A 24,022-nucleotide genomic window follows, 5' to 3' on the forward strand; every position below is an offset into this window, starting at 1 on the left:
ATGTCATTAGAACTAGCTTTAATTTTATTTATACCTTTAATAGTGGGTTTAATCGTGAAATTTACACTTGCTAGGGTAATAAGGTTACCTAATAATATTTCAAATTTTGTATCTACAGTAGTTGTGTTATTGATTATTTATAAGGTGGTAATTATAGTTTTGGGTTAGATATGATAAATGTTTATCCTTTAATCGGATGCTTTTATTCTTTTAGAAATACTACTTTATAAATTATGTGTGAACTGAATATGGCAATACAAATAGTTGTCACAAGGACCTGTCTCTTATAAGTAGAACCTTTCAAGAAAGACTAGAAAGGTGGTTTTTATTTTGAAATATTGTATTGCAACTTTTATTTTTCCTCGTGGTTACAAGACTGAACTTCTATTAAAAGGCAGGTCTATTAGTTTTATTGAAGAGCAAATAAAAAGATACGTCAGTGGTTGGATAAGTACATCCAATCTCTTTATCATCGTTACCAGGAAAGGAAATCGTAATGTATACATTTAATTCAAGAGAAGAACTTACTGCATTCGTACAGGATGAAATAATCAACACCACTGAAGCATTAGAAATTCTACAATGTTCAAGACAAAACCTAAATAACTTAGTTAAAAGAGAAGTTATTACTCCAATTAAGGATTTGCCTAGAGACCGGCTTTTTCTTAAAGAAGATATCGTAAAGCGTAAAGAGTATATGGATAAGAAAAGAGTAGCATCATCCTAGTCGATGGTGCCTTTCTTTTGAGCACTTAAAAGCTATTTTTCGTACTCCAATTGTAGTACGGGGTCAGCGTACTACAGCTGAATGAATGAGTGAAACTATAAAATATGTCGTAATTTTCCGTAATAATCCGATATACATCCTGTCGATGAAATGGCGTTAAAAATATCATTCGTTTTAGGAATCCCTTTATTAGTTGGTTTAATCGTGAAGTTTACCCTTTCTCGAAAAATAAAGTTGCCTGATACTATTTCAAATTTTGTATCTACAATAGTTTTTCTGCTTATTTTTTTAAGATGATAATTTGGATTTTGGGCTAAGTTTTTATTGCTAAATATCTATTTAATTATATGATTTTTTATTTGTTTTTCCCGTTTTACTTAATTTAGAATAAATGAAAATTTAAAATATATCTTCTTTTTTTATATATATCCTATTTATATATGTAAATAGGTATGTTGTAATTAATATATAGAAAGGAGGTGGAAAGAATGGCTAGGGAACTTGGACATCAAGGATAAACCGACTATCATAATCGCTTTTGCTGGCATCACGACAATAACGAAAAATGTGCTAGACATCAAAGACAGAAGCGAAAAAAAAGAAAAAAGAAAAACAGATACAGAAAAAAAGAAGCGTAAGTAAAAAACAAATAAGAAGAAAAGGAGGTGATAACCTCACTTCCTTTTCTTCAAAAATAAAATTAGCCATTCTTTCATTCAAATATGAAAAAATTCTTAAGGTATTTTGATTGGTCCATCATCGCTTTAATGGGGTTTGTAATTATCTATTGGCTGGATTTTAACAAAAATCCATTCTTGTCTTATTCCTTTGTTGTTATATTTGTCCTTGTAGTAATCTCCAGTATTATCAAGTATATGGTGGTGGATAAAAAGGCATAAAAAAACACCTCTTTAAAAAAGAGGCGTAAGTAAAAAACAAATAAGAAGATAATACTTCTTATGAGTAAGTATAACTTTCAATAATTGAATACACAAGGGGCATTTATCAATGGAATTAACACCAGAAATTAAAGCTTTAATTGTTGATGAGGTATTAACAAAACCTGAAGTCCTTGCCCTATTGGGATTAACAAGGCAATCAATGCACAGTCATTTAAAAAGAGGGCACATACAACCGTTTAAAGAAAGTGGAAATACACAGTTATTCTTTAAAGAGGATGTTATGAAATTCAAAGATTCCCTTGAAGAGAAACGGAAACTTTTTAGACCATATGACGAAAAAGAATAATCAGAGCATCCATTAATGAAGTGAACCCAAAAAGTTAGACATTGTATTTAGTTAGGCAGCCTTGAGGGCATGAATCCGGAAATCAACCGGGCTCATGCCCTTTAATTTCACTTTAATTCGTTGATGATTGTAATAATAGATATACTCTTCTAATTCTTGTTTGAAATGCTCCATACTGTCAAATTCATGTAAATAAAGTAATTCAGATTTTAATAAACCAAAGAAGTTTTCCATGACAGCGTTGTCGAGACAATTTCCCTTCCGGGACATACTTTGTGTAATCCCATGTGTCTTCAGGGCATGTGAATATGTTTTCATCTGGTAATGCCAGCCTTGATCTGAATGAAGGACGGGTGAATCCTCCGATTCCAATTTTTTAAGGGCTTGGTCTAACATTTTGGAGACTAAAGGATAAACAGGACGTGATTCGATATTGTAGGCGATGATTTCTCCATTAAATAAATCAAGAATAGGTGATAAGTACAGCTTCTCACCGTATAGGTGAAATTCTGTCACATCCGTGACCCATTTTTCATTAGGCTTCGTTGCTTTAAAATCACGTTTGAGTAGATTAGGGGCGATCTTTCCCACCTTGCCTTTATAAGAACGGTATTTCTTCATACGCACCAGACACTTTAATCCCATCTTATTCATTAACCGAAGCACCGTTTTATGGTTCACCTTAAAACCCCGATTACGCAATTCTAAAGTGATACGCCGATAGCCATATCTTCCTCTGTTTAAATGAAAGATCTCTTCGATGACAGACTTTATCTCCACGTATTTATCTTGACGCCCGAAGGCCTTTTTCCAATAATAATAGGTGCTCCGTGCGATATTCGCCACAGATAGAAGTAGCTTTAAATTAAATTCTCTCCTTGGTTCGTGCACTCCTTTCGCTTTTTCTTGCGTTCTGACGCTTCTCTTTCCTGAACTAAGGCGTTTAACTTTTTTAAATAGGCATTCTCCGCACGCAACCGCTCATTTTCAGCCTTTACTGCTTCTAATGATCCTTCTGCTAATATTATCTTCGTTTCTTTTTTCATGGATGGACGCCCCTTTTTCTTTGATTTAAGGGTGTCTACTCCTTCCGTTTCACATTGTTTTTGCCAAAGTAATAGGGTAGAAGGTGCCGGAATATTGAAAATCGCAGCGGTTTCGCGGATGGACGTCCCTTGTTCGTTCATATATTCAAGTACCTTCAGTTTATCTTCTACCGTATAAGTTGTATAGCGTTTTTCAAATGCACGTTCTCCATGATATTCATACTGGCGAAGCCAAGTTTGGAATACTTCAGAGGATACTCCAACGGATTTGGCTATGCTTTTATATCCCTCTGTACCTTCAAGATACCTTTTTACAGCTTGTATTTTTTGTTGTTTTTTAAATTTAGCCATATAAAAAACTGCACCTCCAATTGTTAGATGTGTCTAACAATCGGGGTGCAGTTCATTAACTTGGGTGCTTTTTATTTGGGAGGAAGACAATAATTTACAAAAAAAAAGAATTACAATAAAAGTTGTGATTTACAACTAGTGGGGTGTGACCAACCCTTTCGGGTGATCAGCAGACCCCAATGTTATTCCTTATTATTTCTTTTGAAGCCAGTGATTAAAAAGACTGACTGTTATTCCAATTACAACACCAACAAATATATTAGCCATTATAAGCGTCATTTGGCATTCCCCATTTCAACTGAAAATGGGGGTCTGCGTAATTATATTATTAATAAAAGTGAATTTGGTTAACGTTTTTGAAGAAAAAAACCAAGCATCCGCCTGGTTCAAATTTTTCGTTTTATACCTAAACGGTCTTTAATAGCAAACTGTAGTAACTGTGAGAAATTAATCCCTTCAGATTCAGCAGCATCGTTTAGCCATTTTGGAATGGTTAAAGTTTTTTTTATTGCTTTGTTTTCCATTTCTTCACGAATATAGTCAGTCCATGCTTCAATGATGGTTACAAATCCACCTAAGGGCACATCGATATTACTCGGCGTTGAAGGAGAAGGAATAGTTTCACCATCTTCTTCCATGCCGTAAAGGAAACCTTCCAATACGTCTTTTGCCATACGAATGGATTCTGATAAGTCAGAGCCTTCAGTAATACAGCCTGGAAGGTCTGGGAAGGTAATGGTATATCCTTCACTTCCATCTGTACCAGGGTCAAATATTGCAGGAAAATAATACTTAGCCATATATATATAAACCTCCTTTGCAGGAGGGCTATTTACTTTAGCCCTGCCTGCTTGAGTATTGAATTTAGTGTTCCGAGTTTCATATCTTTTCTAGGGTGAGGAACTGTTACAGTTCCTTTCTTAGTTGGGTGTTTAAAATGGTGATGGCTTCCAACAACTCTGTGTAAGTACCAACCGTCTTTCTTAAGGACTTTTATTAATTCCCTAGAAGATATTATTTTCTCCCCCTTTCTATATATATTGTAACACGTGTTAATAATACGTGCAATTAAATTATCGAAAAAGATACGTGTTTTTTATAAGTGTTTTGAGTGAGCATCCATTAACTTGGGTGCTTTTTATTTGCAGGAAAATAGTCCCTTTTGTCAAATTTCTTTTAAAAGGGAGATGATAGACATGGGTTTTAGATATGATATGAAAGATAAAACTGGTCAACAACAAGCAATTGTAAGAGCAAGAGATGAAGCAGAAAAACGAAGAGAACAGGAAGATTCAAATGAAATTAAATGTTCACCAAGTCCTAGAACAGCGGACTTTGAAGGTGTTTATTTTACTAAAAATAATATACCTTTGTTAGAGCTGAGGGTATCTGGTACCGCAATGGTAAATGGTCCATGTAATTTGAAAAAAGTAAAAATTCACGACTGGTTATGTAAAACAGGTAGAAGCTTTATTGGACAGGTTAAGGAATTTGAAGTATTAACGATTACTTCCTATGATGTACTAGATAAAAAATTAATAACTGATTGGAAAAATCTAAGAAGAGAAGCTTTAACGCCAGAGAACTCAAGTGGTCATGGTGGTACGATACGTCCTTAGAAATAAAAAGATTAGAAAGCAACCATTCATTGGGTGTTTATATTGACGATTGTAAACATAAATGACACTATTTACTTCTGCTATAGACGTCTACAATTACAGAAATGCTAATAATTACACATACACTTTGGAGGAACGGACTTACCAAATAGCATATGACTATAATGGAAAAAAACAAAAGATGGAAACTTTGAATATGAAGGTTTTGTGGGAGATATTGATGCTGTGAATCTAGCCGACAAATTATTATCCGATAGAACTAAATCTATTGTTTCAGCTTTTTAAGAATATCACGATAGCGACCAATCAAATACTAGGTATACGAGATAATACCAGAATTAATTCGGTGGACAAGAAAAAGCATTAAGAGATGGTGTGAGAGATATCATGATTGGAAATGATCCAGACATTAAGACTGTTAGAAAACTTATTCGGGGAAGTGTGTGGCAATAGGTGTTCCTTATTATACCGATGAAGAAGGAGAAATTATTGCGACAACTTTTGCAGGCAAAATCTTAGACCTTTCTGGAAAGTAAAAAAGATAGAATGCCATACAATCTTTGGAGTGTATGGCATTCTCCTGTTAAAATTGATTTGATTGATCAGATTTATTTTCAATGAGAACATCCGTTGAAAAATTGTAAGATATTGTTTTAGTTGATTTTTCAAATCTCATTGTTATTGTAACATTTTCTTTGTTTTTCCAAGTTGCATTATATCTTTCTTTATGGTTAGACTCTTTTAAGTTATCTACTCTTATCTTTTTAGTTTTTATGGTTTTTCCATCAGATGAAAAATACACTTTTACTGCCTCAGAGCCTCGAAGCAAACCATTTCCGTATTCATAAATTTCAACCTCAGCATTTCCATCTGGTGAATTACTTCCAGTAAGGAAAGTTTGTTCAAAGTATATCCAATAAATTCCGTAAGAGAGAGAAACTAAAAGAACTGCTAATAGACTAAAAATTAAGGTTTTGAATGTTTTTCTTTTAGTAACTCTAATTTCTTCTTTAATTATGTTATCTTCTGATGACCATTTTTCCATAAAGCACCACCTTGATGATATAATAACATTTACCATCGATAATTAAAAAAGAGTAGAACAAAGTATTATCAATTTACTAGAGAATATTATTGGATACTTGTGTGGGTATCTTTGAGAATCCAATAAAAAGAAATTAAAATATAGATAAAATAATTTAATTATTTTAAAGTCATAAACTTTGAACGAGAGCGTCCTAAATAGGATGCTTTTATTTGGGTAATAAAATATTCCATTTTTCATTGATGATTGTAAATATAAATGGTGTAATTAATATATAGTAAGGAGGGGAAAACAAGTGAACATGGATGATGTAGAGAGAGGTTTTAGTCTAGTAGTGATGACGGTCACAACAGTCACCGCAATCATAGCAACTAAAAAAAATCTTAGCGACCTAAAGGATAAAGCGACACTCCCAGTCAAAGAAACGTCGCAAGTAAGGTCTAAGGGGAAGGGGAATTTTCTTCCTCTTCTAATCATTTTACCATGTTCGCTTTAAAATTATGAAAAAAAATGATTGGTTTTTCATTGCGATTTTGGGATTGTGTGTGTTTAATCTCTTTACCATCAATTTTAAGAACCCTCACTGGATAGAGATTGTGACTATCGTTTTAACTGTCCTTGCACTATTGATTACGATATTTAACCTATTCTTAAAGTGGAGGATGAGGAAAGGTGAATGAGCAAGAGTTTCACTTTAAAAATATAGAAGAGCTTAAACAATTTATTGAAAATGATATTGTGACCACTAAAGAAGCAACAGATCTAATAGGTTGTTCAAGACAAAACATTAAACAGTTGGTGGATTATGGCACATTGAATCCTATTAAAGTAACATCACGTGAGCGTTTGTTTTTTGAAAGTGGATATCTTAAATTACAAAATGAAAAGAAAATAAACTTTGGAAAGTCTTCTCATTTATGGGGCGGCTTTTTGAATTGGAGAAGGAGTGGAGGAATATGCCAAAGACAACTCAAGAATTAGCAAAGGAAAAAGTTATTGCATTGCTTACGAGCTATGATGGCGTACATCGACTACGATACTAAGGAAGATTAGTACAGTATTCGACTTGATAAGGAAAAAATTGATACCAATACTTGTGATTGACGAGGCCTACATTTTCGTTTATGGAGTTAAGCTAATTGATGGTTTTCTTAAAGGCCTTCAGCCTGATCATCGATTGAATCTCTTCAAGAACATCATCATTTTCTTGTACATTTACATCCGAACTAGCAAAAACGCTTTCTATACAGATGGAGAATGATATTTTAAGGCAAGCAACACTGATACTAGGACGAAATTAAATGTTAATGAGCGGCTTTTTAAAAAATCAAAATGATAAAATGAATTCAAGGATCTGGTACAAATACGTTACTATTTTGAAAAGTGGAGAGTTATGTTTGCTTACCGTAGGTGTGAAATGGAGCTTTAATGCGTTATTATAGGATAGTAAGAGAAAGTGAATTGCTAAATTGAAATACATAAAAAGGATGGGTGAATACGAATGGCAATAGTTGATGTAACGGTTATTCCTGTCGGTACACAAACCCCAAGTGTGAGCAGTTATGTGGCAGATATCCAAAGGGTATTAAAGCAATATGAAAATAAGGGAGAGATTCAATTTCAACTGACTCCCATGAATACAATCATTGAAGGCGACTTGCCAAAGTTGTTTGAAGTGATCCAAGCGATGCACGAAATACCTTTTGAAAAAGGTCTTGCTAGAGTTTGTACGAATATCCGAATTGATGATCGTCGTGATAAAGAACGCAAGATGGAAGACAAAGTAAAGCGAGTGGAGAGTTTACTTGAAGAATAAAAGTTGCTATAAGTATTAGTTCTAGCAATGAAATGTTATAAACTAAGCATTATATTAGGATAAGTAGTCCATTAGAAGAGCTGATTTTCAGAAGTATCTTGGAACCGAAAGAAAGGTTCTCGAATCCTCCTGTAATCATTTTGCAAATAAAAAGCGGTGGAAGCTTGATTCTAAACTTTCACCGTTTTTTTAAATTTTAACGGTTGTTTTCTAAAAGATTGTTGCTTTCTAGATGAAAAATTAATGTTGCGGTATCAGTGCATAATAAAGCAGATAGGTGAAAGAAATCACCTATCACAGCATCAATTTCTTCAGCCTTAACCGGCATTCATTAATGATTAATTAGTTAAATATTAAGACTATTTAGTTTACTTGGGTTGATAGGTAATATATACTAGAAGAAAATCATTAGGAGTTGACTTTATGCTTGATAAGATCCGGAATAAATTTATTCCTGCACTAGAAACGGGAGAAGAAGTGGGTAATATCTATTCTATTTTACCCCGGCCTGGAACCATTATTGCCGAGGCCACTGATGAAGAAATGGAAAAGGCAGCAGAGCTTGAAATCAAACATTATGCTCTGATGCGGCTGCAGGATATGAATATACAATTTGATGGATCGTCTTATAAGGAACTATTGAAAGATTTTCAAGACTTTGAAGCCGATTCGTGTAAATTTTGGAGAGGTGTAGCTAGCCGCATATCAGTTCCATATGAATGGCCAATAAGAATTGATCATGCAAACGGCCCTATTTATCTTGGGGGCGATTTATACGAAGAAGAAGAAGAGACAGAAGATTGATAGAAGCATATATAGCGGAATAGGAAGTGAACGAAGAGCGTTAGCCAATGAAGGTAACGCTCTTTGTGTTTGCAATTTTAGACTGATTAATGAGAAAGATTGATTTTCCTTCAAGATTGAACGAAATGGTTTCGTTCAATAAGACCTAGATCATAAAAAAGAGCCTCTTTTATTTGTTGGTGATTCCAACAATCCATCAATCATTTAAACGAGTGGGATTCATTAGACTCCCCATTATAGATAAGGTAGCCAAGTACAGGATGAATAAGAAAGGTTCCCACAAACTGTTCTATCAGATTGTAAGGTTTTTTTAGATGGAATGAAAAGAGGTTTTTGAAATGTGCATACAGAGATGACTTTAAGAGTACAAACACTATTTAAAACAAATGGATCGTATATGCATCTATTTTTAGGGGGTCATTTAATAATTCCATTGGTTTTGTTTTCATTCCAAGTTCATGGCACGTTTGGGGAATTAATTCAAGGATTTCATCATTGGCAAATTCATAATGAAACGTTGATTTTAATGAATGTTCCAGTTCTATTGTACTTATTTTATTAAACTTTTCACCTACTATGATCAAATCGTATTTTTTCATGACCTCTTTCCAAGATTCTTTGGAATCGATTGTTAAAGCGGATTTTCTCAGTTCAATTAATACCTCGGTTAATTTTTGCCGTTTCACCGTATTAACACCCCCAATCTAATTAGGTATATTATATCGAAAATAAGATGGGAAATCGGTATAAATGCTCAAAAACCCCATTTTTCTAGATGATTTTGATTCATAAGTGGCGTGTTAAATGATTTGATGGAAAAAAGAAGGTACCGACGAGTTTATGCATGGATAGATATCAAATAAGATGAAGGCTTCCTCGTAATAAAGGGTTAAGTATTTAATATAACAATAATAATGTGATAAAAAACAACATTTTTTTATTGTAAAACAATAAAAAATGTATTAAAATCAATTTGACAATAAATTAGTGAGGTGTTTTTTTCATGAATCGAGTGTCGACGCAGTTTTTAAAGATAGCCGTTATTCTTATAGGACTGCCGGTTCTTGCTTTATGCATCTTTTTGGTGCCTGAAATAGCAAAGTTTGCCGTAGAGTCATTTCCAAACATACCCTATTTGAATTATTTTGTTTTTGTTTATATGTATGTAACGGCGATGCCTTTTTACATTGCCTTATATCAAGCTTTTAAGCTTTTAAGCTATATTGACAAGAATAAGGCATTCTCGGAATTGTCTGTAAGGGCGTTAAAGAATATAAAAAATTGTGCGCTTACGATCAGTATTTTGTATGTATTAGGCATGCCATTCTTTTATTTCATGGCAGAGCTTGACGATGCCCCAGGTATCATAGTAATTGGGTTGATCATTATTTTTGCTTCTATGGTAATAGCGGTTTTTGCTGCTGTTCTTCAACGGCTCTTAAAAAATGCCATAGATATAAAATCAGAAAATGATTTAACGGTCTGAGGTGAATGACATGGCAATTGTAATCAATATTGATGTGATGCTCGCAAAAAGGAAAATGAGTGTTACGGAACTTTCCGAAAGGGTGGGGATCACTATGGCTAACCTTTCGATCTTGAAAAATGGAAAGGCAAAAGCGATTCGGTTATCAACGTTAGAGGCAATTTGTAAGGCTTTAGAATGTCAGCCTGGAGATATATTGGAATACCGAAATGATGAAGTTTCGCAGTGAAAGAGGGGAACTGAACATGCATGTAACCGTAAAAAAAATGGAGTCGCAAATCATGAGGGCAACAAAACAGCTCGTCCGCTTTGGCTGGGAACAGGCTTTATCTTGTTTGTTTCCGGCCGTCATCTTTGCCTCCTTGGCTTTAACGAAATTCCTGCCGCTTCCCTTTCTCCAGCGGTATGACTGGCTGCTGATCATCTGCCTTCTGATGCAGTGGTTAATGTTTCGTTCCGGCCTGGAAACGCGGGATGAACTAAAGGTGATCACGTTGTTCCACCTTATTGGACTTGCGCTTGAGCTTTTTAAAGTACATATGGGTTCCTGGTCTTATCCAGAGGAAGGTTATTCCAAGTTTTTTGGTGTACCTTTATATAGCGGTTTTATGTATGCCAGTGTAGCGAGTTATCTTTGCCAGGCGTGGAGAAGGTTAAACGTTGAACTGGTTAACTGGCCACCGTTTTGGGTGGTTGTAGCTCTTGCGGCTGCTATTTATTTGAATTTCTTCATCCATCATTTTTGGCTGGATGTTCGTTGGGTGCTATCTGGGCTTGTCATTATCGTTTTTTGGCAATCATGGGTCATATATGAAATTGGGGGAACCCGTTATCGAATGCCACTCGCGCTTTCTTTTGTACTCATCGGTTTTTTTATCTGGATAGCGGAAAATATCGCAACATTCTTTGGAGCGTGGGAATACCCAAACCAAACAGATGCGTGGAGTCTCGTTCATCTAGGAAAGGTGAGTTCCTGGCTCTTACTGGTGATCGTCAGCTTTCTTATAGTCGCGACGTTAAAGCAGGTTAAAGGTAAAACCACTTCCACCAATAGAAATTCCGTTTTATAACGGTTGACCTTTCATTTTGTACAAAAAGCAATGTTGTCATGTACCACTATATCAAGGAAGCTTGATGCTCATGCAAACCATTTGCTTGTTTGTTATTTTTTCACCGCAAACATTCATTGTCCAAACGGATGTTTTCCCCTTTGCATAAAATGATACATGATCATAAGGAGGAATATACGTGAGAAAGAAACTGTTGACGACGAGCTCGAAAGGTTTGATGGAAGATTCATTTCCGTTCCAGCTGTATCAAAAAGCAAAAAAATATGGAATTTGGAATCCTCAGCATATTAATTTTTCACAAGATCAAGAAGACTGGAAAACGTTATCAGTTAAAGAAAAGAATTGGATGTTAAGACTCCTCGCTCAATTCCAGGGAGGGGAAGAGGCGGTTACTCTTGATTTACTTCCATTGCTTCGGGTGGTTGCGGAAGAAGGCAGGCTGGAGGAAGAGATGTTCCTTACTACCTTTTTATGTGATGAAGCCAAACATACTGAATTCTTTCGGCTGGTTTTGAATGCCATTGGTGAAAAAGGAGATCTTTCGCACTTGCATTCCAATAGCTATCGTAAAATATTTTATGATATTCTCCCAGAAACAATGGAGCGTCTTTGGCATGAACAAACCCCCGAGGCAATAGCTGACGCAGCTACGGTGTATAATATGTTTGTAGAAGGAGTACTGGCTGAAACTGGATATAAATCATTTTACGATGGTCTGAAAACGATCGGTAAAATGCCAGGACTTATAGAGGGTATCGATCACTTGAAGAAAGATGAATCAAGACATATCGCTTACGGGACATTTTTACTTCAGCGCTTGATTTGTGAGCATCCCCATCTTTTTGATCGGGTGGTTAAGAAGCTCGAAGAATTGGCCCCTCTATCCATTTCCTTAAATGCCGAGGGAGTGATCGGTGATGGGGAAAAATTAAAGCAATACAAGTCTGAAATCAGGAAATACTCTGAGAAACAGCTGATGGTAAGAATTGAAATCCTTGCACGGGCGAAGGGACAGAAAATCGAAGAGATTTATCGATCTACAGGAGCGAACTGACAAATGATATATAACTAAGAGCATAAAAAATGCTTTTTAGTTATATATCTTCTTAAAGTAATGAACATACATTATTTCACCGTAATCCCGACAATAGCATTCATGATTACATAGATCATATTTGTTTCATGCAATGAATCATAATGGGCAAATGAGATAATATATGGATTCAACGATAGTGGGAAGTACGGTCCATAAGTTTTGTACGACCAGTGAATTCAATAAAGTCCACTTTAGTTCATCCATTGAGGGCATGAATCCGGAATAAAGGGTTCGTGCCATTTTATTGATTTCCCAACCTTGATTGAATGAGATGCTTAGGAAATCCTTTTGTAAAGGACTGGCACGTCCGCTTCACCTCCGTTATGTTTGGTCATTTCTTGAAGGGATGTGAGCGAGAATGGTCTAATAGTAGGGGGGCAAACTGTTTTAAGTGTTTAATCAAAACTTAATAATTCTTAAGAAATTACGCCACCATTTCTTCAGGTTTGGATTGTAAAGTAAAAGATAAATTCAAACAGATGGGGTGAAGGTATATGAAGCAGTCCTCTTTCTTATTTCAATTTATGAAAAATCCAAAAACGGTTGGCGCAGTCCTTCCAAGTTCCGGATTTCTTGGAGATAAAATGATAGAAGGAATTGATTTCAACGAAGCGAAATATATTGTTGAATATGGACCGGGAACAGGTATATTTACAGAAAAATTGGTGAAAAAAAGAAATGATCGAACAGTTATTTTATTAGTGGAAAATAATAAGGAATTTTATCTGGCATTAAAAGAAAAATTCAAAGAAGAAAGCAATTTATTCATTGTATATGGATCTGCTCTGAATATTGAACAGTACATAAAAAAGTTCAATATCCCTTATGTGGATTATGTGATTTCCGGGCTGCCTTTTGCAAGTTTACCCAAAAAAATTTCTAGTGAAATTCTATCGAATACCACCAAAATTTTAAAAAAGGATGGACAATTCATTACCTTCCAATACACTAAATATAAAAAGGCTTTCATTGAAAAGTTCTTTAACAAAATAGATATAAAAAAAGAATATCGTAATTTGCCGCCAGCATATGTTTTTAACTGTACGATCCAAGGCCAACATGTGGAGGGTTTTTATGGAGTCCGAAATTTTAATTGTTGATGATGATAAAGAAATCAGAAATCTCATATCCGTTTTTTTGGAAAATGAAGGTTTTCAAACAAAGCAGGCGGAGGATGGTTTTGAAGCTTTGGAATTATTGGATGCCATCAATTTTGATCTCATTATCTTAGATATAATGATGCCAAAAATGGATGGAATGGAAGTATGCATGAAAATCAGGCAAGAACGGAGTATGCCGATACTTATGCTTTCTGCAAAATCAGAAGATATGGATAAAATCCAGGGGCTTGCAATGGGTGCTGATGATTATCTCACCAAACCGTTTAACGCCTTGGAGTTAATAGCAAGAGTGAAGTCACAGCTTAGAAGATATAAAAAATACAACCCAGATGCCAATCAGGGCAAACATATCATTGTAATTGGCGATTTGACCATCAATACTGATACCCGGCAAACCATGGTCGGGGATAAGGAGGTAAGATTAACGCCAAAGGAATTCGATATACTTGAATTGCTAGCTCGCAACAAAGGGATTGTATTGAGTGTCAGTAAAATTTATGAAGCTGTCTGGAAGGAGGGCTTTTTTAAATCTGACAATAATGTAATGGTTCATATCACCAAAATTAGGGACAAGATTGAAGAAGATTCCAAACACCCCATTTATATTAAAACGGTTTGGGGAGTCGGTTATAAAATATGAAAAATATAAAAATTAATGATAAGCTGGTCATAAAATTTTATGTCGTTATAGCGATTAGCTTCCTTTTAGCATTAGGTATGATGATGCTCATAAGTTATTTTACTTTACCTTTATACCTGGATCACCCAACCGAAATCAATTTGAAAAAATATAATTTGATGTTGATTTCTTTAGGTATCCTAACGTTCATCGCAAGCTCATTATTTCTGGTGCGAAAAAAACTGATTTATTTAAAGCATATCACTGAAAATATTGAACAAATCGCCAATGGAGATCTCGGCTTGACGATTGCGGTTCAAGGAGGGGATGAAATAGCACAACTTGCCATGAATATCAATTCCATGTCAGAAGAGTTGAAAAGTAAATTTGAAAATGAAAGACGTTTAGAAAGTTCAAAGAATGAGCTGATAACAAATGTGTCTCATGATTTGCGTACACCGTTAACTTCCATCATTGGGTATTTGGAATTGTTAAGAAAAGGTCAATATGCAAACAAAGAACAATTTCAGGGTTATGTTGATACCATTTATGGAAAATCACAAAGGCTCAAAAACTTAATAAATGAACTTTTTGAATATACCCGTTTATCGAGTCCCGATGTTAGGCTGAACCTTAGGATTGTCGATTTGGCGTGGTTAATAAGGCAAATGTTCGGAGAGTATATTCCGCTGCTGGAAGAAAAGCAATTGACTATCGAGGAATCTATAACGGAAGAAGACATACCTGTTTTAATAGATGTTGAAAAAATGGTTCGTGTTTATGAAAATCTCATTATGAATGCCATTAAATACAGCTTGAAACCATCTCCTTTTCGAATAGTTTTGATTTCAGATGATTCAAAAGCGGTTTTGATCGTATCAAACCAAATCGCCGCTCCCCCTGTAGACGATGCAAATAAATTGTTTGATCGCTTATTCATTGATGATGAGGAAAGGACTGGGAATAGGGGAACAGGTCTTGGGCTCGCCATTTCAAAAAGGATCGTCCATCTTCATGAGGGGGATATTCGTGCGGAGTATAATGACAATTGGATTAGTTTTATCGTGGAACTCCCTATACAAAAATGATGGCTTATGAAGCTTATCCGCTTCATAAGCCATCATTTTTGGTTCCCACTTTCAGGGATGCTGAAGTATACGAGAATCTCGTGGAAAGGAGGGTGAGTGAAGGGGATCGGGAAAATCGTGTAAGAGGCATTATACTTTGCAATTTCAATTGCGGCAAACGGCGGATGTTTTTAAAATAATTCAATATAGTAACCAGCTAATTTGCTAGTATCTTCACCAAAAAACGCGGGTTCATTTTTCATATTAAGGGAATCGCATAAGGTGGGAATGATTTGAAGTAAATCTCCATAGGAGATATCGATATTATGTATTTCTTTCAAGCTATGACAAAATTCTATGCTGTCAATTTTATTGAAATTCTCTCCAATTAAAATCAAATCGTGTTTTTCAATGGCTTTTCCCCATGAAGCATCAGAATCGATTGTTTGAACTTCAGTTTTTAGTTGAACTAAAACTTCTTTTATTTTTTGTGAATTAGTCATTTCTACACTTCCTTTATTTTTATGCAGGTCCATTATACCATAATTTTCAAGAGTTGGGACAATAATAGTGAAAAGTCCCTTAGAAAATCACCGGAGGCTTCCTGAATGTGAAGGCAAGCCGATATTAGAGAAATAAAATGAAGAAAAGCGGGTGACGAAGAATCGTCCTAGCAAATCCGAAAAAGCCGACTCCTGACATACAGGAATCGACTTTTTGAAAGTACTATGAAATTGAACATCCTTTCGTTCATCATCTTTTTACGGATGGCCTTACATCTTCCGGAATAGGGGAGACATAGACCTTCCCTTGCAATCGTTCTTTTAGCTCAGACTTTGCCTGGTCGATCAATTCAGGATTCTCCAATACTTCCACTGCAGTTGCGGCGATAACCTTACCGGCATGAAGCATGCCTTTATGGGCGATGGAGGTTGATCCGAGTGTAACCCACTGCCAGCTATGCAAAGGGGACCCGAGAACAAAACAAGCCGTTGTGCATTGTGCGGTAGGCACGATCCAGCTAACATCTCCTACATCTGAAGAACCCGTCAATGGAGCTTGGGGGCTTTCGAACGGTTCTAACCAATTCGCCATCGCCTCATCTTGGTCATTTTTGAACGGATTGATGGTACTATTCCTCTCTTGCTCCGATAACGTGGCACGCACTGAGCTTGCAAGGCTCTTTTCGCTGTCGTCGTGTTGAGGGATGCCTAATTCTTGAAAATTCTTATACATGACCGATTCCAACACATTATTCGGAATGACATTCGAGCAGGCCTTATCGAATACGATTTCCACTTCGGTTCCTGTCATGAGCGCCGCTCCTCTAGCAATATTACAAACTCTTAAGTAAATATCCTGTACTTGCGCAACTTCTGGAGCTCGAACTAAATAAAGAACCTCTGCATCTTGCTGGACGACATTTGGAGATACTCCACCTGAATTCGTTATGGCATAATGAACTCTGGCTTCTTGGATAATATGCTCTCTTAGATAGTTCACGCCAACATTCATGAGCTCTACGGCATCCAATGCACTTCGACCCAAATGTGGGGAAGCTGCCGCATGTGAGCTTTTTCCTTTGAATTTGAAGTATACTTGGAAATTTGATAGGGAGTCCATGGTCATAATTCCGTTAACATCCAAAGGATGCCAGCAAAAGGCAAAATCGACATCTTCGAATAAACCTTCTCTGACCATGAATGCTTTTCCAGAACCGCCTTCTTCTCCAGGACAGCCATAATAACGGACCGTTCCTTCAATGGAATTCTCTTCCATAAATTCCTTCACGGCGACAGCAGCAGCTAAAGATCCGGTACCAAGTAAATTGTGGCCACATCCATGGCCATTTTCACCTTGTAAGATAGGTTCTTGCCTAGCTGTCGCCTTTTTTTGGCTCATCCCTGACAGCGCATCGAATTCTCCCATGATCGCCACAACAGGTTTACCGCTACCAAAGCTGCCTATAAATGCAGTTTCTATGTTTCCGACACCTCTTTCAACGGTAAAACCTTCGTTTTCTAAAGTCGTGCATAGTAATTCAGCCGATTGGTATTCTTCAAAACGGGTTTCTGCAAAATTCCATATTCGGTCACTAACGTCAATGAATGTTTCCTTTTTTTGTTCAATGATTTCAGATAGTCTATTTATATGTTTCATTACGCCAACATTCCTTTCTGGAAATAGTAAACGGTAAATGCCGAATTATCCTAAAATTCTTCTTGCGATAAGATTCAAAAGTTCAACGCTACGTGGTAGAACCTCTTCCTGGATATCGAATTTAGGGTGGTGATGAGGTGCAGGAATATCGGTCCCGATAATCATATATGTGCCTTTGCCGCCATTATCCTGTACTCTTCGAATCATGAAGCTTGCATCCTCGCTTCCGGCAGAACCGGATTCCCTGCATGCTTTAATTGTTGAAAAGCCATCTACCTGTCTGGCTTCTTCCATGGCTAGATCGACAAGTTCTTGATCACAGCGAATCGTGATGGCTTGTCCGATAATTTCAATCTCGTGATCAAGCTCATGCATTGCAGCGCTATGAGCCACGATATTTCGTACACGTTTTTCCAATTCTTCATTTGTTTCTTCGGCAATGGAACGGGTTTCGATGATCATTTTTGCGTGAGCCGGGATGATATTTGCGGCAGTCCCGCCAGTTAGAACACCTACGTTTATACGTGTGGATCCTGAACTGAACCTAGGTATGGCGTGAATATTCAATAATGCAGTGGCTGCCCCCAATAATGCATTTTTTCCTTTTTCAGGTGAAGCGCCTGCATGAGAAGCTACCCCATGAAAATGGGCAGCCATTTTCGTGCTTGCCAAAAAGCCGGAAGACCCGCCATGAAATTCACCTAGAGGGACATCGGTGCCTAGGTGGAGGCAAAATAAATGATCGATATCATCCAACATTCCTTTTTTCACGATTGAATAGGCACCACGTACACCTTCTTCAGCTGGCTGAAAAATTAGCTTGACCGTCCCAGCGAAGTTTCGATCAGCGAGTTTTTCAGCAAGTCCTAAGCCAATTACTGTATGTCCATCGTGTGCACAGGCATGCATATTTCCTTCATATTTAGATCGAAAACCGTTTGTATGGGGAAAGTGATCGGGATCACTGCTTTCGGTTACGGGCAATGCATCCATATCAAACCGGAAAGCTACAGTGGGTCCATCCGTTTTTCCTTCTAATATACCGATGACAGCAGTATATCCACCCTCCATTTCTTGGAGGAATTCTGGATTGGCGCCATCTTGGAGGGCACGATTATATGCTTCTTGTAATACTTCTGCAGGAGGTACTCCGCGGCGAGAATCTCCATCTAAAGCATCTTTTCCAAATATCACATGATAATTCAAGGAAGTTAGTGCCTCTACCACCTTTGAAGCAGTTCTGAATTCTGTAAAGCCAATCTCTGGATGTTGATGAAGGTCACGTCTTAAATCAATGATATTCAATTCGTTTCACTCCTAATTCATTTTTGGGAAGTCCAATTAGGTCAAGTTTATAAAAGTCGTATTTAAATAACCCAGTCGCTAGAGGAAAAGGAGGGGTTATTCACAACGAGTTAGTTTTTTAAAAATTAAGGCAATTTCGGATATACTCCAGGTCCTATAGGGAGGCCGAGGAAATACCAAACGACTACCAATAGCGTCCAAATGATAAAGATGATAATCGGGTACGGTAAGATAAGAGAATAATAAGTGCCTAGTTTGGCATCTTTCTTATACTCTTGTAAGAAACTTAAGAATAGTGGGACAAATGGTGATACAGGTGCCAATGGCAGGACAGAAGAATCCGCTACCCTAAACAACATTTGAGCAAAGGCGGGATGATAGCCCAATACCATGAACATTGGGACAAAGACCGGTGCCAATATCGACCAAATCGCAGAGCCGCTGGCGATGAACATGGATAGAAGTCCAGATAGGAACATCAAACCAATAAGGACCGGCGCACCTTCTATATTTAGTTGTTCCAAGAGATCCGTGATTGATAAAGCCAAAAATTTACCCATATTACTCCAGTTAAAACATGCGACAAATTGGGAAAGAGGAAAAACCATGATGATGAATCCGGCCATTCCTTTTATTGGATCGACCAATAATTCAGGAATATCATTTTGTTTCTTAATTGCGCCCACTTTTACACCATAGGTAATGGAGACTGTAAAAAAGAAAAGTAGGATGATTGCAACAATTCCAGACATGAATGGCGAGGGAAGGATCGCCCCTGTTTCTGGATTTCGTAATAGTGCTCCTTCAGGGACGACTAGAACGACCATAACAGCTATGAAAACCAATGCTGAAATACCTGTCGCGAGGAGTGCTTTGTTTTGTTGCTTCGTCAATTGCTCCAGTTTTTTGTGTTGACCGCCGCCTTCATATTTTCCTAAGCGGGGCTCGACAAATTTATCCGTGATCAAGGCAATGACTACGGTAAGAACGAGAACGGAAGTCGCCATAAAGAACCAGTTATCCGTAACGTTAACCGTCAAATTTGCTTTCATTCCATTAGCCACTTCCGAGCTGATCCCTGAAAGCAGGACATCTGTTGTCACGATCAAAAGATTAGCCGTGAAACCTGATCCAACCCCGGCTATCGCAGCGAGCAATCCAGCAACAGGGTGGCGGCCGACTGCAAGGAAAATCAAAGCTCCAAGAGGGGGCATGATCACAAGTGCAGCATCGGAAGAAACATGACTAAAAAAAGCGACGAAAACGACTAAATAACTAGCGTATTTTCCTGAAACCTTTAATGACATTTTTCGAATCAAAACTTCAAGCAATCCAACCTTTTCTGCCAATCCGACACCAAGCATAAGAGCTAAAATGGAACCGAGCGGCAAAAAGCCGGAAAAGTTTTTAATCATATTCGGCAAAATCCATTGAATACCTTCGCGGCTTAACAGGTTTTGAACTTCAACTTTTTCTCCGCTGATTGGATCAGAGGCCGAAACATGAAAAATGGATAATAGGGCGGTCACGATAAATAGAAAAGCAATCATATAAATAAATAAAATGAAGGGGTGGGGAATTTTGTTGCCTATTCGCTCTACTTGATTGAAAAACCCACCCCTATTATGCTTTTGCTGAATATTGGTATCTTTCATTACTTTTTGTTCCATTACATTCTCCTCCTAAACCTTCTTTCGTTTTAGTTTGTGCATTTTTGCAGCATTGCTTTTATGAATTTCTTTCACTACACCGATGAAAAGCTAAATTTGGCTTTCACCAATTTGTATTTGCTTGCCTTTCCCAATTGTTGTTTTCTATTTAACGAATGTTTAGCGCTATTTTCGTTAAATGTATTATATAATCAAGAATATTCTATTTCAATAAAATTTTCAGAAAAATATTCATTTTTTTTTGCTACATATTCATTCTGAACAAATAAAACACTGAGAATCCATGATTACGGCCATTTTGGGAAGTTAGCTAGGATAATAGACATCCTTCATTCGATATAATCGCTTTTTTATTTCGTTAATGGTGACGGAAGCGATAATAATTCTCATGTTGGGGTTAATTGGTTATTTTGATATAATTAATCAAGGAAGAAGTTCGAGGGGGGGAACGAAGGTGTATAAAATTGGTGTTGTAGGTCCGCTTTCGTCAATAAAGAAAGTTCGAGATGTTACTGATGAATTCGAGCACGAAATAGATTTCGTTGATTTTCCATATGAAGATGCACGAGAGGTTACGGACATTATTAAAAAACATCAAAATGCAGTAAATGGTTGGTTTTTCTCAGGGCCGGTCCCCTATAGGATTGCAAAGGAAATGTTGGATTCAGAAGCGAATTTTACATATTGCCCTCCAGTCGGATCCAGTTTATATAGATGTTTTTTACAAATGTCCAGGGATCAACAACATTTCTTCGATAAGATATCGATTGACATGATTCGTTTTGAGGATTTTTTTTTACAGGAGTCGCTGCAAGAGCTAGGGATATCGACCGAACATATTCATGTGAAAACATTTGATGAAAAATATAATTTTCAAGACATTGTTGAATTTCACCTTGATTTGTGGAGGAAAGGGGAGGTACAAGGTGTCCTTACCGTGCTTCAATCCGTCTATGATGCATTGAAGCAGGAGAATGTTTCTGTCTATAAAATAAATATGACAAAGATGGAAATTCGGCAAGCGGTCAAGATATTGATTGAAAAGGCAAAAAGTACATATTTCAAGGATAGTCAAATTGGTGTAGAGATAATTGAAATCGATCAGTTTGATCAATTTGTGGATGAGGTTAATATTCGTTACCATCTGCAGCATTTAGAGTTGAAAATCAAACAAACATTGCTTTCATTTTGCGAAAAACTGGATGGTTCCCTCATTGAAAATGGAAACGGCCGTTATCAAATATTTAGTTCGCGTAAGGAGATAGAGCGTGAAATCGGCAGCTTGCGCAGTACTGTTCAGCAGTTATCATTAGAGATGGATGTCTCTGTTGCAGTTGGAATTGGTTTTGGTGAGACGGCGGCATCTGCAGAAATCAATGCACGGAAGGCGATTCGTCATTCGAAAAAGCAAGAAAGCTCCGGCATTGTCGTTATCCAGGAAGATGGTGTAATCATTGAATCCGCAGGTCAAGAAGAACAATTGGCTTATACCTTCCGTTCCGATGATAAAGAGCTGCTGGATAAATTAAATCAAGCTAATATAAGCGTGAAAACGTTCAAAAAGATAGAAGCATTGATCGATCGGATGAATTGGGATGGTTTCACTTCTTCAGACTTGGCTTCGCATCTATCGATGACCGTACGTAATGCTCAGAGAATTATGAGTGGTTTAAACGAATGCGGCTTAGTGGAGTACAAAGGAGAGGAGCTCCAATCTCCCCGAGGCAGACCTCGTAAAATTTATATGTTAAAGAAATGATACCTCGTCGTTCTGAATCGTCCTAACAGAAATAGGTTTACAATGAAAGTATCGAGAAAACATCTCCGTCAAGGAAAGCTTTAGCCCCTTAATTATCGTGTTAGGGGCTAACCTCAATTTTTATGTTCGACCGTACTTTATAAGAACACTCACCACATCATCCTCAAACCTTGACTATTGCACTGATCACAACACATCCGACAAAAAACATTACCTCAATGAATCAGGTTCCCGAGGGCATTGATTTGGATGTTAACCACTCATTTAAATACTGCATTTTTTAATCTGTTGCTATCTTTCTTTTTGGATAAAGAAGGTAAAGACCTTTTGTATGGAGAATATTTTGTCAAAAGGGGGTTGTTGGAATGCAGCATCATAATGAAATCGATTTATCTAAAGAGGATATCTTAAAAATGATCGTTCGACATTTGAGTGTATTCCCTTTGACTAGTTTAGGTGCCATTAGAGAAGTGATCGGTAGTTCTTTAAAACAGCGAGGATTGATAACCGGTGTAACCGAGGATTTAGGCAGATCTGCGGCAGCCTATAATAGAAATATATCAGAAGAAGATATTCGTTTAATAAATGATTGCATTTATGACCTATTGGATAGCCGTATAATCATGCCTGGCAATAATGGTGATCATTCGGATCTCCCTTGGATTCATGTATTCGATCAAGATAAGCTGAAACATATGTCCAATCTACCATGATCTTCGATTTGGCTGGAGTTGGATTATCCCCCAAAAAAGCTTGTTGAAATGGTGAAAGTCCCCGTGATTAGGATGAATGAACTCGCTAAAGAAAGCATGCCAGTGAGTGAAAGGGGCATCGAATCTTAAGCTGCCGTGAACATTCAATCAGGGGACCTTCACTTTACCCGAACGTTTCTTCGACTTTTTAATTTGCAAGCAAATGTAAAGAAGGGGTAAGTATATGATGAGAAAAGACACACAGTAAGGGTTGATGATTTTATTCAATATATATAGGGAATCAATATCAAAAAAGAAAATATTGACCAGGAGAATAAGTGAAAACATCACCCATAGCGGATACTTTTGCTGGATATCGAACATTCGTTTCAAACCCCTGCTGGCACTCCATAACGGAATGACCATGTTGGGTATGATGATGATGGTCCACCAAGAAATGATGATGTATTCAAACCGTTGGATGAAAGGAAATTCAATAATACTTGTGATGGTGAGCGTCGGCCAAAGGGTAAGTTCCAACTGCCTCTCTGAATAAAAGACTATCGAAACCATGTAAATCAATAAGGCCAATAAGGTTGAGAGCAAGGCTCCTCCATGGGCAAATTTTTGTGATGTTCCTGCATCTTTAAGGAATGGGTAATACATGAGGATCATCTCAAAACCAATCAGGGATAATGAAGTGCTTCTAGTCCCTTTCAATATTTCCAATAAAGTATGATCGAAAATGGGAAGGATGTTAGTGAATTCAGAGTATTTTAAGCCATAGAAAGGAACAAAAATAAGCCAGTAGGACACTGCGACCGTTAAAAAGGCGATACCGGTTATGGTACGGAATCCTCCAGTGATAATGTAATAAATCAAGGTCATGAAAACAAATGCAAATGCCCAGGAAGGCACCTCTGAGAACATCCAGACATGTATGACATTTATATAGCTGTTTATAATTGTCATTCCAAGTAAAAAGCAGTAAAGGATGAATAACAGACTGAAAAAGTTCCCAGCCCATTTTCCAAATGCATGATTACTAGCGGAAATGATATCACCAGGGACAATACTGAAAATCTTGTATATGATCCAAATGAATGTATGGACGATAAGTCCGGCCAGCAGGATCGAGATCCAGCCATCCGTTCCCGCCGACTTCGCCAACACCCTTTGAAAACTAAGCACTCCTATCCCTGTTTGCATGGAATGCACTAAAAAAAATACATAAAAAGGTGAAACCTTAAACTTTTCATTAACGCCAGCTTGGTTCATGTGTGCCCCTCATTTATTTCATTAATATTTTTTCGTGTTACAT

At 37.0% G+C, this 24,022-nt stretch carries 25 protein-coding genes; 15 read left to right on the forward strand and 10 right to left on the reverse strand.

The genetic code is table 11. The annotated features are described in order from the left end of the window. Positions 1 to 496: 496 nt before the first annotated feature. Both ABE28_RS09345 and ABE28_RS09350 read left to right on the forward strand, forming a co-directional pair. Positions 497 to 727, forward strand: coding sequence for a DNA-binding protein (locus ABE28_RS09345; RefSeq protein WP_064466327.1), 231 nt, complete (start codon positions 497 to 499; stop codon positions 725 to 727). Positions 728 to 1,735: 1,008 nt separating this feature from the next. Continuing rightward, complete coding sequence (locus tag ABE28_RS09350) at positions 1,736 to 1,975, forward strand: helix-turn-helix transcriptional regulator (RefSeq protein WP_064466326.1); 240 nt, start codon at positions 1,736 to 1,738, stop codon at positions 1,973 to 1,975. A gap of 51 nt (positions 1,976 to 2,026) precedes the next feature. On the opposite strand, the gene ABE28_RS24445 is transcribed toward ABE28_RS09350, so the two are convergent. The 3 genes from ABE28_RS24445 to ABE28_RS24450 all read right to left on the reverse strand — a co-directional run bounded on the left by ABE28_RS24445 (position 2,027) and on the right by ABE28_RS24450 (position 4,390). Then, positions 2,027 to 3,372 (reverse strand): IS3 family transposase gene (locus ABE28_RS24445; protein ID WP_156775728.1). Its coding sequence is split into 2 segments (ribosomal slippage): positions 2,027 to 2,916 and positions 2,916 to 3,372, totalling 1,347 coding nucleotides; the frame shifts between segments, so codons are not numbered across the junction. Positions 3,373 to 3,758: 386 nt separating this feature from the next. Continuing rightward, a complete protein-coding gene (locus ABE28_RS09365) occupies positions 3,759 to 4,172 on the reverse strand; it encodes a type II toxin-antitoxin system HicB family antitoxin (protein ID WP_064466324.1) in 414 nt (137 codons plus the stop codon). 32 nt (positions 4,173 to 4,204) lie between these two features. Next, positions 4,205 to 4,390 carry a type II toxin-antitoxin system HicA family toxin gene (locus ABE28_RS24450; protein WP_218971338.1) on the reverse strand — a complete coding sequence of 62 codons (186 nt, stop codon included), beginning with the start codon at positions 4,388 to 4,390 and terminating at the stop codon, positions 4,205 to 4,207. Positions 4,391 to 4,568: 178 nt separating this feature from the next. Between ABE28_RS24450 and ABE28_RS09370 the strand changes: the two genes are divergently transcribed. Continuing rightward, the gene (locus ABE28_RS09370) at positions 4,569 to 4,991 is read left to right on the forward strand and encodes a hypothetical protein (protein ID WP_064466323.1); all 423 of its coding nucleotides are present in this window, start codon (positions 4,569 to 4,571) and stop codon (positions 4,989 to 4,991) included. 583 nt (positions 4,992 to 5,574) lie between these two features. Here ABE28_RS09370 and ABE28_RS09375 read toward each other — a convergent pair. Further along, on the reverse strand, positions 5,575 to 6,036 hold the full coding sequence (locus ABE28_RS09375; RefSeq protein ID WP_064466322.1) for a DUF5412 family protein: 462 nt from the start codon (positions 6,034 to 6,036) through the stop codon (positions 5,575 to 5,577). A 672-nt stretch (positions 6,037 to 6,708) separates the two neighbouring features. Between ABE28_RS09375 and ABE28_RS09385 the strand changes: the two genes are divergently transcribed. The 3 genes from ABE28_RS09385 (at position 6,709) to ABE28_RS09400 (ending at position 8,656) form a co-directional block, all read left to right on the forward strand. Next, positions 6,709 to 7,017, forward strand: a complete 309-nt coding sequence (locus tag ABE28_RS09385) for a hypothetical protein (RefSeq protein ID WP_180319986.1) — start codon at positions 6,709 to 6,711, stop codon at positions 7,015 to 7,017. Between the two features lie 520 nt (positions 7,018 to 7,537). After that, on the forward strand, positions 7,538 to 7,852 hold the full coding sequence (locus ABE28_RS09395; RefSeq protein WP_064466319.1) for an MTH1187 family thiamine-binding protein: 315 nt from the start codon (positions 7,538 to 7,540) through the stop codon (positions 7,850 to 7,852). Positions 7,853 to 8,275: 423 nt separating this feature from the next. Then, positions 8,276 to 8,656 (forward strand): hypothetical protein, encoded by a 381-nt coding sequence (locus ABE28_RS09400; protein WP_064466318.1) that lies wholly within the window; start codon positions 8,276 to 8,278, stop codon positions 8,654 to 8,656. Positions 8,657 to 9,033: 377 nt separating this feature from the next. Here the strand turns inward: ABE28_RS09400 and ABE28_RS09405 are convergent, their stop codons facing one another. Continuing rightward, positions 9,034 to 9,342: a hypothetical protein gene (locus ABE28_RS09405; protein WP_064466317.1), complete on the reverse strand. Its 309-nt coding sequence runs from the start codon at positions 9,340 to 9,342 to the stop codon at positions 9,034 to 9,036. Positions 9,343 to 9,659: 317 nt separating this feature from the next. Between ABE28_RS09405 and ABE28_RS09410 the strand changes: the two genes are divergently transcribed. The 7 genes from ABE28_RS09410 to ABE28_RS09440 all read left to right on the forward strand — a co-directional run bounded on the left by ABE28_RS09410 (position 9,660) and on the right by ABE28_RS09440 (position 15,136). Next, on the forward strand, positions 9,660 to 10,142 hold the full coding sequence (locus ABE28_RS09410) for a DUF2975 domain-containing protein (protein WP_064466316.1): 483 nt from the start codon (positions 9,660 to 9,662) through the stop codon (positions 10,140 to 10,142). A gap of 10 nt (positions 10,143 to 10,152) precedes the next feature. Continuing rightward, on the forward strand, positions 10,153 to 10,371 hold the full coding sequence (locus ABE28_RS09415) for a helix-turn-helix domain-containing protein (RefSeq protein ID WP_064466315.1): 219 nt from the start codon (positions 10,153 to 10,155) through the stop codon (positions 10,369 to 10,371). Positions 10,372 to 10,423: 52 nt separating this feature from the next. Next, positions 10,424 to 11,212 carry a DUF817 domain-containing protein gene (locus tag ABE28_RS09420; RefSeq protein WP_083232244.1) on the forward strand — a complete coding sequence of 263 codons (789 nt, stop codon included), beginning with the start codon at positions 10,424 to 10,426 and terminating at the stop codon, positions 11,210 to 11,212. 178 nt (positions 11,213 to 11,390) lie between these two features. Then, positions 11,391 to 12,266, forward strand: a complete 876-nt coding sequence (locus tag ABE28_RS09425; RefSeq protein ID WP_083232015.1) for a R2-like ligand-binding oxidase — start codon at positions 11,391 to 11,393, stop codon at positions 12,264 to 12,266. A 536-nt stretch (positions 12,267 to 12,802) separates the two neighbouring features. Next, positions 12,803 to 13,408, forward strand: a complete 606-nt coding sequence (locus tag ABE28_RS09430) for a class I SAM-dependent methyltransferase (RefSeq protein ID WP_064466313.1) — start codon at positions 12,803 to 12,805, stop codon at positions 13,406 to 13,408. Continuing rightward, entirely contained in the window at positions 13,383 to 14,069 is a 687-nt protein-coding gene (locus tag ABE28_RS09435; RefSeq protein ID WP_064466312.1) for a response regulator transcription factor, read from the forward strand. Before ABE28_RS09430 ends, ABE28_RS09435 begins: the two co-directional genes overlap by 26 nt. Continuing rightward, complete coding sequence (locus tag ABE28_RS09440; protein ID WP_064466311.1) at positions 14,066 to 15,136, forward strand: HAMP domain-containing sensor histidine kinase; 1,071 nt, start codon at positions 14,066 to 14,068, stop codon at positions 15,134 to 15,136. Before ABE28_RS09435 ends, ABE28_RS09440 begins: the two co-directional genes overlap by 4 nt. Before the next feature lie 170 nt (positions 15,137 to 15,306). On the opposite strand, the gene ABE28_RS09450 is transcribed toward ABE28_RS09440, so the two are convergent. The 4 genes from ABE28_RS09450 to ABE28_RS09465 all read right to left on the reverse strand — a co-directional run bounded on the left by ABE28_RS09450 (position 15,307) and on the right by ABE28_RS09465 (position 20,250). Continuing rightward, entirely contained in the window at positions 15,307 to 15,618 is a 312-nt protein-coding gene (locus ABE28_RS09450) for a hypothetical protein (protein ID WP_064466309.1), read from the reverse strand. A 250-nt stretch (positions 15,619 to 15,868) separates the two neighbouring features. After that, positions 15,869 to 17,275 (reverse strand): M20 family metallopeptidase, encoded by a 1,407-nt coding sequence (locus ABE28_RS09455; protein ID WP_064466308.1) that lies wholly within the window; start codon positions 17,273 to 17,275, stop codon positions 15,869 to 15,871. Between the two features lie 45 nt (positions 17,276 to 17,320). Next, positions 17,321 to 18,580, reverse strand: coding sequence for an amidohydrolase (locus ABE28_RS09460; RefSeq protein ID WP_064466307.1), 1,260 nt, complete (start codon positions 18,578 to 18,580; stop codon positions 17,321 to 17,323). A gap of 125 nt (positions 18,581 to 18,705) precedes the next feature. Beyond that, a complete protein-coding gene (locus ABE28_RS09465; protein WP_218971334.1) occupies positions 18,706 to 20,250 on the reverse strand; it encodes an AbgT family transporter in 1,545 nt (514 codons plus the stop codon). 454 nt (positions 20,251 to 20,704) lie between these two features. Between ABE28_RS09465 and ABE28_RS09470 the strand changes: the two genes are divergently transcribed. After that, a complete protein-coding gene (locus ABE28_RS09470; protein ID WP_064466306.1) occupies positions 20,705 to 22,009 on the forward strand; it encodes a helix-turn-helix domain-containing protein in 1,305 nt (434 codons plus the stop codon). Between the two features lie 365 nt (positions 22,010 to 22,374). Next, the gene (locus ABE28_RS09475; RefSeq protein WP_064466305.1) at positions 22,375 to 22,722 is read left to right on the forward strand and encodes a hypothetical protein; all 348 of its coding nucleotides are present in this window, start codon (positions 22,375 to 22,377) and stop codon (positions 22,720 to 22,722) included. A gap of 147 nt (positions 22,723 to 22,869) precedes the next feature. Here ABE28_RS09475 and ABE28_RS09480 read toward each other — a convergent pair whose 3' ends face one another. Next, the gene (locus ABE28_RS09480) at positions 22,870 to 23,979 is read right to left on the reverse strand and encodes a GerAB/ArcD/ProY family transporter (protein WP_064466304.1); all 1,110 of its coding nucleotides are present in this window, start codon (positions 23,977 to 23,979) and stop codon (positions 22,870 to 22,872) included. Between the last annotated feature and the right edge of the window lie 43 nt (positions 23,980 to 24,022).

This window comes from Peribacillus muralis (assembly GCF_001645685.2).
In the GTDB taxonomy this organism is placed as follows: Bacteria; Bacillota; Bacilli; order Bacillales; family DSM-1321; genus Peribacillus; species Peribacillus muralis_A.

Bases quoted from the DNA above. Each gene is read 5' to 3' on its own strand.
- ABE28_RS09345 (WP_064466327.1), top strand. From the start codon at position 497: ATGTATACATTTAATTCAAGAGAAGAACTTACTGCATTCGTACAGGAT.
- ABE28_RS09350 (WP_064466326.1), top strand. From the start codon at position 1,736: ATGGAATTAACACCAGAAATTAAAGCTTTAATTGTTGATGAGGTATTA.
- ABE28_RS09365 (WP_064466324.1), bottom strand. From the start codon at position 4,172: ATGGCTAAGTATTATTTTCCTGCAATATTTGACCCTGGTACAGATGGA.
- ABE28_RS09370 (WP_064466323.1), top strand. From the start codon at position 4,569: ATGGGTTTTAGATATGATATGAAAGATAAAACTGGTCAACAACAAGCA.
- ABE28_RS09375 (WP_064466322.1), bottom strand. From the start codon at position 6,036: ATGGAAAAATGGTCATCAGAAGATAACATAATTAAAGAAGAAATTAGA.
- ABE28_RS09395 (WP_064466319.1), top strand. From the start codon at position 7,538: ATGGCAATAGTTGATGTAACGGTTATTCCTGTCGGTACACAAACCCCA.
- ABE28_RS09400 (WP_064466318.1), top strand. From the start codon at position 8,276: ATGCTTGATAAGATCCGGAATAAATTTATTCCTGCACTAGAAACGGGA.
- ABE28_RS09410 (WP_064466316.1), top strand. From the start codon at position 9,660: ATGAATCGAGTGTCGACGCAGTTTTTAAAGATAGCCGTTATTCTTATA.
- ABE28_RS09415 (WP_064466315.1), top strand. From the start codon at position 10,153: ATGGCAATTGTAATCAATATTGATGTGATGCTCGCAAAAAGGAAAATG.
- ABE28_RS09420 (WP_083232244.1), top strand. From the start codon at position 10,424: ATGAGGGCAACAAAACAGCTCGTCCGCTTTGGCTGGGAACAGGCTTTA.
- ABE28_RS09430 (WP_064466313.1), top strand. From the start codon at position 12,803: ATGAAGCAGTCCTCTTTCTTATTTCAATTTATGAAAAATCCAAAAACG.
- ABE28_RS09435 (WP_064466312.1), top strand. From the start codon at position 13,383: ATGGAGTCCGAAATTTTAATTGTTGATGATGATAAAGAAATCAGAAAT.
- ABE28_RS09440 (WP_064466311.1), top strand. From the start codon at position 14,066: ATGAAAAATATAAAAATTAATGATAAGCTGGTCATAAAATTTTATGTC.
- ABE28_RS09450 (WP_064466309.1), bottom strand. From the start codon at position 15,618: ATGACTAATTCACAAAAAATAAAAGAAGTTTTAGTTCAACTAAAAACT.
- ABE28_RS09455 (WP_064466308.1), bottom strand. From the start codon at position 17,275: ATGAAACATATAAATAGACTATCTGAAATCATTGAACAAAAAAAGGAA.
- ABE28_RS09465 (WP_218971334.1), bottom strand. From the start codon at position 20,250: ATGGAACAAAAAGTAATGAAAGATACCAATATTCAGCAAAAGCATAAT.
- ABE28_RS09475 (WP_064466305.1), top strand. From the start codon at position 22,375: ATGCAGCATCATAATGAAATCGATTTATCTAAAGAGGATATCTTAAAA.
- ABE28_RS09480 (WP_064466304.1), bottom strand. From the start codon at position 23,979: ATGAACCAAGCTGGCGTTAATGAAAAGTTTAAGGTTTCACCTTTTTAT.